The sequence below is a fragment of the Pantoea sp. CS_6 genome, from assembly GCF_041954745.1.
Taxonomy (GTDB): domain Bacteria; phylum Pseudomonadota; class Gammaproteobacteria; order Enterobacterales; family Enterobacteriaceae; genus Pantoea; species Pantoea stewartii.
Genome location: NZ_JAVAYG010000011.1, coordinates 59040 through 71683 on the forward strand (window position 1 = coordinate 59040; position 12644 = coordinate 71683).

The 12644-nt window shown below is 56.3% G+C and carries 13 protein-coding genes; all 13 read right to left on the reverse strand.

Going from position 1 to position 12644, the window contains the following annotated elements; genetic code table 11:
* Positions 1-36: 36 nt before the first annotated feature.
* A complete protein-coding gene (locus RAC90_RS16620; protein WP_033740000.1) occupies positions 37-777 on the reverse strand; it encodes a KDGP aldolase family protein in 741 nt (246 codons plus the stop codon).
* A complete protein-coding gene (locus RAC90_RS16625) occupies positions 777-1892 on the reverse strand; it encodes a DgaE family pyridoxal phosphate-dependent ammonia lyase (RefSeq protein ID WP_033740001.1) in 1116 nt (371 codons plus the stop codon). Before RAC90_RS16625 ends, RAC90_RS16620 begins: the two co-directional genes overlap by 1 nt.
* Positions 1876-3009 carry an amidohydrolase/deacetylase family metallohydrolase gene (locus tag RAC90_RS16630; RefSeq protein ID WP_058702674.1) on the reverse strand — a complete coding sequence of 378 codons (1134 nt, stop codon included), beginning with the start codon at positions 3007-3009 and terminating at the stop codon, positions 1876-1878. Before RAC90_RS16630 ends, RAC90_RS16625 begins: the two co-directional genes overlap by 17 nt.
* A 53-nt stretch (positions 3010-3062) precedes the next feature.
* Positions 3063-3707, reverse strand: a complete 645-nt coding sequence (locus RAC90_RS16635) for a DUF4310 family protein (RefSeq protein ID WP_054633034.1) — start codon at positions 3705-3707, stop codon at positions 3063-3065.
* A 13-nt stretch (positions 3708-3720) separates the two neighbouring features.
* Entirely contained in the window at positions 3721-4497 is a 777-nt protein-coding gene (locus tag RAC90_RS16640; protein WP_006118328.1) for a DUF4311 domain-containing protein, read from the reverse strand.
* A gap of 33 nt (positions 4498-4530) precedes the next feature.
* Entirely contained in the window at positions 4531-4827 is a 297-nt protein-coding gene (locus RAC90_RS16645) for a DUF4312 family protein (protein ID WP_033740005.1), read from the reverse strand.
* A 3-nt stretch (positions 4828-4830) separates the two neighbouring features.
* Entirely contained in the window at positions 4831-5187 is a 357-nt protein-coding gene (locus RAC90_RS16650) for an SFCGS family glycine-rich protein (RefSeq protein WP_006118330.1), read from the reverse strand.
* A 28-nt stretch (positions 5188-5215) separates the two neighbouring features.
* Positions 5216-5560 (reverse strand): glycine dehydrogenase, encoded by a 345-nt coding sequence (locus RAC90_RS16655; protein WP_044241509.1) that lies wholly within the window; start codon positions 5558-5560, stop codon positions 5216-5218.
* A gap of 297 nt (positions 5561-5857) precedes the next feature.
* Positions 5858-7297: an MFS transporter gene (locus RAC90_RS16660; protein WP_058702675.1), complete on the reverse strand. Its 1440-nt coding sequence runs from the start codon at positions 7295-7297 to the stop codon at positions 5858-5860.
* Positions 7298-7322: 25 nt separating this feature from the next.
* Positions 7323-8717, reverse strand: a complete 1395-nt coding sequence (locus tag RAC90_RS16665) for an MFS transporter (RefSeq protein WP_033740007.1) — start codon at positions 8715-8717, stop codon at positions 7323-7325.
* A 43-nt stretch (positions 8718-8760) separates the two neighbouring features.
* Entirely contained in the window at positions 8761-9672 is a 912-nt protein-coding gene (locus tag RAC90_RS16670; protein ID WP_006118334.1) for a sulfite exporter TauE/SafE family protein, read from the reverse strand.
* Between the two features lie 12 nt (positions 9673-9684).
* Positions 9685-11742, reverse strand: coding sequence for an alpha-glucosidase (locus tag RAC90_RS16675; protein ID WP_058702676.1), 2058 nt, complete (start codon positions 11740-11742; stop codon positions 9685-9687).
* 40 nt (positions 11743-11782) lie between these two features.
* Positions 11783-12625: an aldose-1-epimerase gene (locus RAC90_RS16680; protein ID WP_058708633.1), complete on the reverse strand. Its 843-nt coding sequence runs from the start codon at positions 12623-12625 to the stop codon at positions 11783-11785.
* Positions 12626-12644: the final 19 nt, after the last annotated feature.

Consider the following 12644-nt stretch of genomic DNA (forward strand, 5'->3'; position numbering starts at 1 on the left):
CCGGCCACAGTTTTCTGCGCCAGCGCACAACCTACGTCAGGCCAGCAAGGACTTGCTCATTGCCAGAAGCTGTTTGACGTCATCCACGCGGGTTTCACCGCTGGCCTGATCAATGATCGAACTGTAAATATGCGGGATCACCTTGCTGACGCCCGCATCCAGCGCAATTTTTACGATCTCGCTAAAATTTGCCAGATCGATCCCGCCTGTCGGCTCCAGCCAAAAATCCTGCTGTGCACAGGCCTCCGCCACGGCGCGGTATTCTTCCACCCTGTCCAGACCGCCCATGGGGAAATATTTTACCGAGCTGCCGCCCATATCGATCAGCATGGCGATCGCGGTGTCGATGGGCACGATGCCGTCGTTGCGCTGTGAGCTGAGCGGACCGGTCGAAATTTTTACTTTTCCTGGCGTCCCTGTCGGCGAGATCAAGCCGTTCACCACCGTTTGCGACTGGCCAAGCAGCGCCCGGCTGGTGCCAACGCCGGTAAAGACCTGGTTAACATGCTGAGGCTGTAGCTCAGCGGCCAGCTCGCTGACCATGCGTGACTGCCGGGGATCGCCCGCGCCCAGGCCAATCGAGAGCGCATTATTGATCAGCGCAGCATAGTCGCGCATATCCGCGATTGCGGCGTCATGACTGGCGTAATTCTTCGATAGCACACCGACCAGAACGTGCCCTTCTGCCGCCTGCCAGATAGCGCGCGCATTTTCTTTTGAGCCGGCCAGCACGTTGAGGCACAGCCGGTCTTGATAAAAATCAGGGGTAAGCGTCATTAGTGTTCTCCGGTTATCAGCGCCTGAATACGGGTAAAAATGATATGCAGCTGCTCAGCGCTGACGCTACGCACGTCGGCTTCGATAATGCCTTCATTCGCTTTGTAGCCACGGAAGTAAATGGCGATATCACCGTTTTTCAATGCCTGAACCAGATCGCCGGTTTGACGCGCAATTTTGGCTTCATCAAAGTGTATTTCGGCGCGTGCAATATCGCGTCCGGCCGCATCCCAGACGACGCGCGCAGTTACGCCGTCCAGCCCATTGAGGTTGTTAATAAAGGGCGTCATTTTTTCTACCATCTGTGCGCCGGTCACTTTCGGCTGAGTCAGATAGGACTCAATGGCCTGCGTCAGCCCCAGAATCCCCTCTTTGCCCACTTTCATGGTGCGGCCAATGCCGTTGCTCTGGCGCTTTACCCACTCAACAAGCTGGTGCTTACCGATAACCAGGCCGCTGGTTGGGCCTTCAATCGCTTTGGCGCCGCTGTAGATCACCAGATCGGCACCGGCCTGGTAGTAACACTGCAAGTCCTCTTCGGCGGCGGCATCCACAATCAGTGGCACACCATGCTTACGTGCGACTTCTGCGGCCTGTGCAACGCTCAGGTGGCTCTTTTGTACGCAGTGATGTGACTTCACGTAGAGAATGGCGGCCGTCTGATCGGTCACCGCGGCGGAAAGCTGCTGAGCCGAGCATTCATTACTGTAACCCGCTTCAACCGTCCGGCCCCCACCCAGCGCGATCATGCTGCCCACCGGCGCACCGTAGTTCACGTTATGCCCTTTTGGCACCACGATGTCGCGCGGCACGGTCAGCGGTGCACTGTGTAAATTATCCAGCAGCCAGTCATCATCTTTCACAATGACGGCGGCCACGCTCTGGGCTATCCCTGCCGAGGCGCAGGAGACCACCAGCGCATTTTCCACTTTCAGCAGGTTAGCAATATACGCGCCGGTTTTATCGACCAGATCCTTTACTTCAAAGTAGTGCGCCAGACCGTACTTAACCGTATCGATCACCTCATCCGATGGCGTTGAAACGCCCAGTATGGTCATACGACCGGAGGCGTTGATGACCTGCTTCAGGCCATATTTTTCATACAGAGAAGACATGGTATTTTTTTCCTTGTTCAGTAATCCAGCACTCGCCGGCGACAATGGCGGCAAGGGGAATCAGGTGACGATCGCCCTGTTCCGCCAGCCCTTCCGCATCCACAAAGGACACCGGCTCTTGCGCGACGGTGAACAGCGTAAAGTCGGCATCGTAGCCGGGCTCAATACGGCCTTTGTGGCGTAAACGCAGGCCGCTGGCTGCCTGGTGAGTCACACAGGCGATAATCTGTGGCAGGGTCATGCCGACATTGAAAAACTTCGACATCACATGGGCCAGGGTATAAACCGGTCCATTCAGGCGGTTACGGCAGTAAATATCCGAACTGATGGTGTCAGGCAAAATGCCCCGTGCGATGGCCGCACGCGCGACCTCGAAACTAAAGCTGGCGCTGCCGTGGCCGACATCAAGCCGTACGTCGCGTGCCAGCGCATGTTTGACGGCGGCACGCAGTTCGCCGTCGGGTGTCAGGATGCGATTGGGTTTGCCGTTATAGCAGTGAGTGATGATGTCACCCGAGGTCAGCAGTTCCGCGATCTCATCAAGGTTGGGTGGGTTGTTACCGATATGCACCATCAGCGGCAGATGGCCGTTTTCCTGCTGAATAGCTTTCGCGAGGACCAGCGGCTTAATGCCGTTTTCGCCCACTACGCTGCTGCTCATACGGGCTTTAAGCCCCACAATAAAATCGGGGTGACGTTTTACCGCGTCGGCAATGGCCTGGCGATCAATCTGCGTCATGTCCGCCAGTTCATTTTGGGTAATGATGCCAGTGCGTGCGATATTCAGCAGCGCGTAAACCTGCGTGCTCACCGCTCGGGTGCGCTGCCAGAAATCGTCAATGTCATTCGCGCCAGTACTGCCTGCATCCACCACGCAGGTGACGCCGCTTTCCACGCCAACCCGATCGGGATGATCGTGGTAGACGGGGGATTTTTCATAGCAGTGCACATGCGAATCAATCCAGCCCGCACTGAGATAACAGCCTTCTGCCAGCGTTTTCTCGACGGTTGCGTGGCCGCTGATTTCACCTGTGGCGGCAATCTTGCCGTCACGTATCGCAATATCGATCAGGGTTTCATCCGGCAAACGCGCACGCCGCAGAATCAGATCGTACACAGGAACCTCCTTAACTGCCCCGATCGGCCTGAACCGATCGGGAGATAACAGGGTCAGATCGCCACAGGAAAGATCGCGCCCAGGATCATGGCACCCAGGATCGCACCGCCCGTGATCGGTTTATTCCACAGATAGAACACCAGCGCGCCCAGCAAGGATCCGAGGCCGATAGGAATTGAGGCACCCATCGCGGCCAGAATGATCAAGGGTCCCAGGAAACGGCCTGATGCATTGCCCGCCCCCATCATGACGTCCGCACCGTACGTGCTGTTGCTCTGATTGATGGTGAACTTACGTGCCAGGATAATGACGTAACCGATTGCCACACCGAGAATCAGGCCGGTGACCAGCGAAGCCGCAAAGTTGGCGACGGGGAAAACAAAACCCGCCCCGAGCAGCAGCGCCGGCACGCCCAGACCGACACCGGTCTGGATCGCACCACCGATGTCCAGAATCCCGACCAGCGATCCTTCAATGATGCGGGCGAACAGGAAGCTGGCTCCGAACGCAGCCACCGCCCCATAGACGCCGGTATCGATTCCGGCCCGGAGCATGGACACGAAAGCGACTTCGTTAAACGCTCCAATGCCGTACAGGTAGTACATATGTGTCCCGGCAAACACGCCGGAGGAGAGCAAACCGACAAAAATGGGGAATGACCAGTCGGCATACCAGAAACCTTTGTTTGATTCTTCCATTGCAGACGCTCCGTTATTTGCCGCTCAGGCTGTTATGAATACTGTCGAGCCAGCCGGGAATGCCGAGCTGGAAGGATTGCAGCATCTTCATATCGAAACCGCGGAAGAAGGCGCTGAGGACAAACAGGGCAACGATGGCGGTCATCATGACTTTGGTCACTTTGTGCCAGCCGCTCTCTTCAACCCCTTTGCCAATCAAAATTCCCAGCACCAGACCCGGTACCGCATTGCCCATAATCAGCTGCGCCAGACCGCCAAAAATGGTGGCCCAGAAGCCCGATTTCTTACCGGCATCGATTGCGGCCAGCCAGAAGATCACGGGCATGACCGTGTTCACCAGCAGATTCGCCGCAGGGACCAGCACTTTGACCGCCGTAACCTGCAGGGCCGCCGGAACGGCAGAGGCCGTCGAATTCAAAAACGCGACCACCACCATGCCGATGATGCCGCAGGCGATAGCCATCTTTTTTGGATCGTGCAGCGTTTGCGCGACGTTGCGGTTTTTGACCATGATGGCCGCCGCGCCCCAGTTGGGAATGATGCGGTGATCCACATCCTGGGTGAATGCACCCGCCGCAACGGAGGAAGCCCAGGCATTGAAAAAGAAACCCAACCCAAAAGAGAAGTGAGAAGCGGGATCGCCTTCACAGGAGTTGAGTTCACCCAGTGTGCGAAACGCGCCCATACCTTGTGTCGTTGGCGCGTGGAACATGCGGGCAGCGCCAGCACCCACACCGACGCCCACAAGGCCGCCGATGATTAACGACTTGAGCAAAATGATGAGAAACATCCTCTTTCCTTATTTATGTTGTTTGAGGCTGACTTACACGCGGGTGAACGCAACTTTATCGCCGTCCAGACAGGTCACGTTGATGGTGACCTCCAGATCGACACTGAAGTGCCTGCGCTCGCGTGCCAGGAAAAAGAAAAGAAATTTTTCGGTTCTGACGCGCTCCTGCGCGCGCACCACCTTTACGTCCTGGGGTTCGATGCGCAGCAAAATCTTGTTGGCGTTGCGCAGGACTTCGTGCTGCACCCGGCTGAGCGCATCAGAGAACGCTTTCGCTTTGGTATCGCCTTTGCCGCTTACGGCTACCGAGGTTGTAAAGGTCTCTTTCATTCCTTATCCACCGTGTTTTTTGTGCCAGGCCTGAACCAGACGTTCACCCAGCTCTTCTTTATCCATAAACCCGAAGCCCAGCACGGTGGCGCCTTCGTTGATGGCTGTCACACCTTCATCCACTGAGCGCATGCCGTGTTTGGCTTTGTAGCCATACTTGTTTTGTGCCGTAATTGCCCCCGCACCGCCGCTGCCACAAAAAGAAATGCCAAAATCGGCATTCTCAGCCTTCATCACATCGCCCAACTTCATGTCAGCTGCCACGCCGGGCACGACAACGGCACGCCCGCCCGCTTTCTCAACGCCGGCCGCCACTTTCTGTCCTTTACCTAATCGATCGCCTATTACTACGGTTACCATATGTCTGTACCTCTCATGGTGGTGAAAATCAGTCGTTCTTAGCCACTTCAAAGTGGACGGAGAGCAGCCAGGCTTCTTCCGGCGGTAAATTGCCAAACAGATCCACGACCTGCTGCGCCAGTGCCATTGACGCTGGCGAGATCTCATCGAACAGATCCGCCTCCACCTCCGGCAGCCCTTCACCGGTTACCGATCGCAATGCCATTGCGCGGACATGCGAAGCCAGCATTTGCAGCTGTACCGCATTCGGCTTAATGGACCGCTCGGCAAACAGCGCGCCGATCTGGGTCATTACGCGATCCGCCAGGGCCTGAATCGTTTGCTGCTCGTCTTGTGACGCGTTCATCGCTACCGCTCCATTACACGTGCTCATCGTCTGCATCCCGTTACGCATTCAGCGTGATCACAAACTAAACAGAGTCCGCGCGGCTGTGGAGAACGACTTTTTCCGTTTCGAAGTGGAAATCCTGCACCTGAGCGTGATCGGTGCCGCAAAGTGGGGAGTGAACAGGGGGAGAATGGCGAGTCAGGTTATGTAAAACAACCGGTTAGGCTGTCTTACCTGTGCGCAGTGATGCGCCTGTGAACACATAATGCGCGATGGCCGGTACTGTACCGCTGTCACAAAACCGACAAACAGTTACCTGCCATCACGTCTTAACAGAGAAACTTATGGCTTTTCCGCCCCCGTCACCTGAACGCAGGCCTCGTTGCGCGTTGGGATAGCAGCAGGGGCAAGAGCGTGCCGTTTACGCTGGTTAATGGCCGCGACAATGCGCGCGAAACGCGCTTCATTGAGCCTGTAACCCCATCCCATAATCAGTGCCGCCGCGATGGCCAGCGTACAGGGCCAGATAAAGATCAACTGCCGCAGCCCCGCCAGCGTGGCATCCGATTGAAGGGCATTCGGCACATAGCCGATTTGTGTCAGCATCAGGCCCGGCAAAAACCCCGCCATGGCGGCAGAGATTTTACGGAAGAAGGTGTAGCCGGTATAGCAGGCGCCCTCTGCGCGGATACCGGTTTTCCATTCACCGTACTCGACGGTATCCGGCACCAGCGCCCAGTTAAGGCTGTTCACAAACGCTGTGCCGAAGAACGCCATACAGGAGAACAGGACGAACATTAGCGATGTGCTGCCCCAGAGAAAATTGCATAGATCGCCGACAGCCCAGAATACTAAACCACCGAGATACACCTGCTTTTTACCCCAACGTTTCACCGCAGCGGGCACCAGCAGCACACCGGCCAGAATACAGCCCATGCTGAAGAAACCCATCCAGGAGAGCAGACTGACATCGTTCAGCACGTACTGGGTGTAATAAACCTGAATCGCCAGCTTGATGTTGAATGCCGCCAGGGTACACAGGTTCGCCAGGCACAGCGTCCGCAAGGGCGGATTGTGAAAGATGGCGCGAAAGGCGGTTGCAACGCCAGGTTTGTGATGGGCGGGCGTGACCTCGACATAGCGTTCTTTCACGCCGCTGTAGCAAAGCCCCATGCACAGCAATCCGCCAGTGACAAAGACGGCAGCCGCCACCTGATAACCCAGCGCACTTTTGCCCACAAACAGCGACTGGATGGGCATAAAGCCTACGGTACAAACCAGCAATCCTAACGTGGCCCCGCCCTGCCGCCAGGCGGCAAGATGAGCGCGCTCGGTGGGATTCCTGGTGATGGCAGGCACCATTGCCCCGTAGGAACAGTTCATCAGACTGTAAAACAGGCCAAACAGCATAAACAGCGCGGTGGCGACAGCCGTTTTACATGTCAGGCTGAGGTCATGCGCCACAAACTGCGCCGCCGCCACCAGCGCGACCGGCAGCGAAAAATACAGGATAAACGGCCTGAATTTTCCTCTTGCGCCAATTGTCCGCCGTGAATCCAGCACGATGCCCGTAAACATATCGGTAAGGGCCGTAAAGAATTTGGCGACGAGGAAAATCATGCCGCCATACCAGGCCGGCATCCCCAGTTCATCGGTGTAAAACTTAAGTAAGTAAAGCGTCCCGATAGCCAGCATCAGGTTGGAGCCGAAATCACCGATGCCGTAAGCAAACTTCTCACGCAGAGGCAGTTTCAGCGTTAAGGGATCAGAACCTGTGTTCATAACGGATCCTTATCACAGAGCCAAATCAGTGCTGACGCTTACGGGCGTCAATCTCGTCAATGATGCGGACATACATCTTTTCATTGAGGTTGTAGAAACACCCCATGGCCACAATCGTGACCACGGCTAACGCACCGGGATAAATAAACATCAGTTGCTTCAGGCCCTCGACCGTACCGGCGCGCTGGACAACGTTAGGCACGTAGCCAATCTGGGTCAGCATCCAGCCGGGGAAAAAGCCCGCCAGTGCCTGTGAGACCTTACGGAAAAAGGTGAAACCGGTATAAACCGTGCCTTCAGAACGCACGCCCGTCCGCCATTCCCCGTATTCGACCGTATCAGAGACCAAAGCCCAGTTAAGACTGTTCACAAAGGCAGATCCAAAAAAAGCCAGACAGGAAAACACGATGAAACTGACGGAACCGCCCCCATAGCAATAGTTGAGCAGATCGCCCACGACCCAAATCAGCAAACCGCCGATATACACTTTTTTCTTACCAAAGCGCCTGACGGCGCCGGGCATCATAAAGACACCGATAAAAATGCAGCCCATGCTAAAGAAGCCCATCCATGACAGCAGGATGGGATCGTTCAGAACGTACTGGGTGTAATAGACCTGAATCGCCAGCTTGACGTTGAACGCCCCCAGTGTGCACAGGTTGGCAATACAGAGAATAAACAGCGGACGGTTACCCGCGATAGCGCGGAAGGAGGCTAACAGGCCCGGGTTTTGCGTGGGGTGGGCAGACGGCTGTTCGACATAGCGCTCCTTTACACCGGCATAGCACCACCACATAAAGAACAAACCAAATGCCGAGAAAAGTGTGGCTGCAGCGATATAGCGGAACTGCGCGCTGCCTTCTGCCAGGTTCATCACCGGCACAAAACCCACAGTACAAATCAGTAACCCCAGCGTTGCACCGCCCTGCCGCCAGGCGGCCAGGGAGGCGCGCTCATCAGGATTTTTGGTGATGGCGGGCACCATCGCCCCGTACGAACAGTTCATCATGCTGAAGAACAGGCCATACAACATAAACAACACCGTGGCGACGACCGCTTTACCGGTGATTTCAAACGGCGTGCCGATAAAGTTGGCGACAGCCAAAAGCGTGACCGGAAACGCGGCGTACAAGACAAACGGCCGGAACTTCCCTTTCGGGCCAATCCTGCGCCGCGAATCCAGCATGATGCCCGTGCCCATATCGGTAAACGCCGTGAAGAATTTGGCGACCAGAAAGATAATTCCGCCGTACGTTCCCGGCAGCTCCAGCACATCGGTATAGAACTTCAGTAAGTAAAGCGTCCCGATATCTAACAGGATGTTAGAACCCAGATCGCCCATGCCATAGGCCACTTTTTCCCGGAACGGCAACCGCAGCGTCGCAGGCTCGCCGGCAGAAGATACAGTTTGCTGATTCATGATGGTTCTCCGGTTTACCCGCCCGCCTGGCGGGTAACCTTGCTCAGGATGAAGGGGAAGCGTTTTGCTGCTGTGTTTCCGCTTGCTGCTGTGTTTCCGCGCGTATCGCCGCAACTTTTTTGCCCAATACCCACTGCATAATCGCCAGCAGGCCAAACACCGGCACCAGTACCGACCATGCCGGAATCGCCAACGCCCCCTTGATCAGCATGGCGCCGGATGCGATCAGCAGCAGGAGCACCATCAGCCGGAAAGTGCTGACAGAGATGCGTTGGTGAACATACTGGCCCACCAGCGAGCCCAGGATCATGGTGGGCACGCAGAACAGCACCAGCTTGACGGTTGACAGCGTTAAGATGCCGCTGGTCGTCAGGCCGCCAATAATGGCGATGTTACTGGCGGTAAAAAACGCATTGAGCGTGCCACGAAACGCCGCCGGAGCCAGATTTCTCAACATGCCATAAATCACTACCGGCGGGCCGTTGGTCGCAAAAGCCGACCCCAGAGCGCCGGCGATGATGCCCGTCGGCACCACTAGCCAGTTTTTGTCACAGACGGGCAGACGAGGAACAAACAGGCTGTAAAACGCGTACAGGATCAGGAAAGTGCCCAGCCCGGTTTTCATGATGTTGTCCGGGAAACTGGCGAGCGCATAAATCCCCAGGGGAATGCCGGCAAAGGAGAACAGGATAAGCACCAGCGCAGATCGCCAGTGGGTTTCGTTACGTGACAACCAGGTCGCATATAACGCGGTGGCTGTCCCGACAATGACCGACATAGGTGCCGCCATTTTGACCGGCAGCAACAAGGTGATCAGCGGCATCGTCACCAGCGCGCCACCAAAGCCTGCGCAGATACCGATGAAGGTATACAGGAACATGATGGCGATGATGATGCAGACAACCTCAATACTCAGCTCAAGCCCGTCGGGAGTAAAAAGCGTGAAGAAATCCATACCCTTTCTCCTTTATCGCGTCGAACCGGCACTGTCGATCAGCCGTAACGAGGCAAATAACGCCTGCCATTCACTTTCAGCCCGGTAAAAGACGGGCGGCTGGCCAAGCGGTGCGGCCACCGTGATCTCGCCACCGCTGGCCGCTTCACCGGTCCAGAGGTTTATCCAGCGATCCTCCGGCAGATAGAGCGTCCAGTCGTGGCGGCCCTCTTCATACACTGGCGCGACCAGCAAATCACGACCAAACAGGTACTGGTATTTCAGCGAATAAGTGCGGGCATCCGCTTCATAGTGCAGGAAAAGCGGCCGCATAACAGGCAGACCACTGCGGGCATTCTGCGCCACCGCCTGCCTGATGTAAGGCTTTAAGGAAGTAAAGATCGTCGACATACGGGCAAAATGCGCCATGGTTTCGTCATCGCTGTCAAACTGCCAGTTATCGCCGGGACGGTTACCTTCATGGGTGCGCATCATGGGCGTAAAGGTGTTGAAATCACACCAACGCAGCAGCAGTTCTTTGCTCCGTTTCATGCCGTAGAGCGTGGTATAGCCACCAATGTCACTGTGATGCAAACCGTGCCCACTCATTGCCAGCGACAAGGCGGCAGGCACTACCGACGCGAGGCCATCGTCCAGACTCCAGTCAACGTTTTGATCCCCGGCCCACATCATCACAGCGTATTTCTGACTGCCGGTATAACCCGCGCGCATAAAATAGAGCGTTTCGCCGAGCTTGCCGGTTTCTGCCAGCGCGTCGTAGTTACATTTTGCCCACAGCGCGGGCCAGGCATTATGCATAATCTCGGCATGGACACCGTTATGCAGAACCGTATCGGTTGGGAGATATTCGCCAAAATCCGCCATCCAGCCGCCACAGCCCAGGCCGATCAGATTTTGTTTGATAACCTCTTTGAACCAGTTATAAGCATCAGGATGAGTCAGATCGACAACGCCCGCATAGAACTCACCAAATTCAACATGGTAGTCCTGACCGGAAGCCGTTTTGGTGAGATAGCCGTGCCGGGCGGCCTCGTCGCACAGAGGGCGATCGCTGGCGACATAAGGATTGATATAAGAGAGAAACTGGACGCCTTCGGCTTTCCATTGCTGAATGCGTGTATCCAGTTGCGGATAGAGTTCGCTGTCCCACTGCCAGTTCCACATGACACGTTTGCCAAACGACGTCATGCGAATACCGGACCAGTCCTGAGCCCAGATACCGTTAACCTTCACACCCGCCTGACGCATCTTGTCTAACTTCTGCTGACACACGTCGGTGCCGCCCTGAATGCCCAGAATCACGCCATCGTAAACCCAGTCAGGCAATTCAGGCTGGCGGCCCAGCAAGGCGCTCAGTTTTTCCAGCAGCGCAATATAGCTGTCGGCGCATTCAAAGCGTAACGTCGCGCGGTTTTCCCAGAACGCCAGTTCGTGATAATCGGGTGCGCTGAAGTCAAAATTCATGTAGCCGCTGTTGTCCACATGGCAGTAATACTTCTGGCTGCTGACGAAGGTGGGCTGAGGGAAAAACGTCCAGTAATAATCGCCGCCGGCATTCTCCGCGCAGTCCGCCTGCCAGGTAACATAACTGTTTTTATTCCGTCCGACGCCCTGCTCACTGGTCCAGAGCGGGAACGGTTTCCCGCGCAGGTCAAAACAGGAAAACTGTTCGCCGCAGCCGTAGATGTGATCAGCCTGCTGCGCTGCCAGCCGTAGCCAGATGCGGTTATGACTGTCGGCGTCATTATTTAGCGTGAGCAGTAAACGCCCGCCGGCATCCAGCCCAACCGTCAGCGTGGCGCTGATGACGTTGCCGCGCGAGAAACGGATGTGCCAACAGTCGGCCTGCGACGTCATGGTGGCCTCAGTCAGGGCCAGCTTTTCATTCAGCCGATCTTTGATACTGAAGTTGCCACGAAACATTTTAATGTCGGCCCGACCGTGCCCCATCCACAGACAGGGCGCTTCCGGGCTGTGGCTCAGAATAACGCGGCCGTGATAAACCAGTGAAAAGCCGTTATCAGTGGCAGTGAGTTTTACCCCTGCCGTTTCAAGATGTTGTAAGTGCATACTGGCCTCTTAGTTGTAGGGTAAGGCGGTAAGATGATCTTTATCCGGGGCGATCGCAGCCAAGGGTGAAGGCCAGCCGATGCGTCGCCTGCGGTGCGAGCCAGACCAGATCAACGCCGGAGTTAAACGCATCAGGCGGGCAACTCATGGGCTCGGTTGCCAGCCCGGTGCGGCCCAGTTTTTCGCCGGTGTAAATTTGCAGCCAGGGCTGATCGCTACGTAAGTAAACAGAAAGGGACGGCTTCCGGCTGGTCAGGCGCACTTCCCACTGCTGGCCGTCCGTGCCTGTGCGAAGGCTGTCATCAATTTGCGTTGCGCCGAGCAGACGTGGGGAAAGGAAATCGCCTTGCGCTATCGCGGCAGGCAACGTGAGCAGGCACTCGTCCAGCGGCATTCTGTTGCAGGTCAGATACGGGTGCGCACCTGCGCCATAAGGAGCAGGTTCACGTCCTGTATTTTGACTGTCGAGCGTCACCTGCAGGCCCTGCATGGCATCCAGCCGGTACGTCACCGTTGAAACCAGGGCAAACGGATACCCGTAGCTGGGCGGTAAAAAGATTGTCAGCCTCGCTGTGCTGTCGGTATATTCCGCAATCTGCCAGTCACGCCACGCCAGCAAACCGTGAATGGCGGTTCCCCCTTCGTGATCGTTGATCGGTAAATGAAGCCATTTACCGTTATGGTACCAGGTGCCCTTCGCGACGCGATTGGGCCAGGGAATCAGTACCTTCCCCATGTGCGCCAGCGGCAGGGTTTCAGGGGAATGGGGGAGCACCAGATGCTGACCTGCGTATGTCAGTTCAGCCAGACCCGCGCCCACGGTGACAAGGGTGGCCTGATAGTCTCCGGCCCGCAGTACAAGGGTTTTTCCGCTGCTGTGCATAGCTGGTACTCCCGTCTGT

Bases quoted from the DNA above. Each gene is read 5' to 3' on its own strand.
- RAC90_RS16665 (WP_033740007.1), bottom strand. From the start codon at position 8,717: ATGAATCAGCAAACTGTATCTTCTGCCGGCGAGCCTGCGACGCTGCGG.
- RAC90_RS16655 (WP_044241509.1), bottom strand. From the start codon at position 5,560: ATGAGCACGTGTAATGGAGCGGTAGCGATGAACGCGTCACAAGACGAG.
- RAC90_RS16670 (WP_006118334.1), bottom strand. From the start codon at position 9,672: ATGGATTTCTTCACGCTTTTTACTCCCGACGGGCTTGAGCTGAGTATT.
- RAC90_RS16680 (WP_058708633.1), bottom strand. From the start codon at position 12,625: ATGCACAGCAGCGGAAAAACCCTTGTACTGCGGGCCGGAGACTATCAG.
- RAC90_RS16625 (WP_033740001.1), bottom strand. From the start codon at position 1,892: ATGTCTTCTCTGTATGAAAAATATGGCCTGAAGCAGGTCATCAACGCC.
- RAC90_RS16635 (WP_054633034.1), bottom strand. From the start codon at position 3,707: ATGGAAGAATCAAACAAAGGTTTCTGGTATGCCGACTGGTCATTCCCC.
- RAC90_RS16640 (WP_006118328.1), bottom strand. From the start codon at position 4,497: ATGTTTCTCATCATTTTGCTCAAGTCGTTAATCATCGGCGGCCTTGTG.
- RAC90_RS16620 (WP_033740000.1), bottom strand. From the start codon at position 777: ATGACGCTTACCCCTGATTTTTATCAAGACCGGCTGTGCCTCAACGTG.
- RAC90_RS16650 (WP_006118330.1), bottom strand. From the start codon at position 5,187: ATGGTAACCGTAGTAATAGGCGATCGATTAGGTAAAGGACAGAAAGTG.
- RAC90_RS16660 (WP_058702675.1), bottom strand. From the start codon at position 7,297: ATGAACACAGGTTCTGATCCCTTAACGCTGAAACTGCCTCTGCGTGAG.
- RAC90_RS16675 (WP_058702676.1), bottom strand. From the start codon at position 11,742: ATGCACTTACAACATCTTGAAACGGCAGGGGTAAAACTCACTGCCACT.
- RAC90_RS16645 (WP_033740005.1), bottom strand. From the start codon at position 4,827: ATGAAAGAGACCTTTACAACCTCGGTAGCCGTAAGCGGCAAAGGCGAT.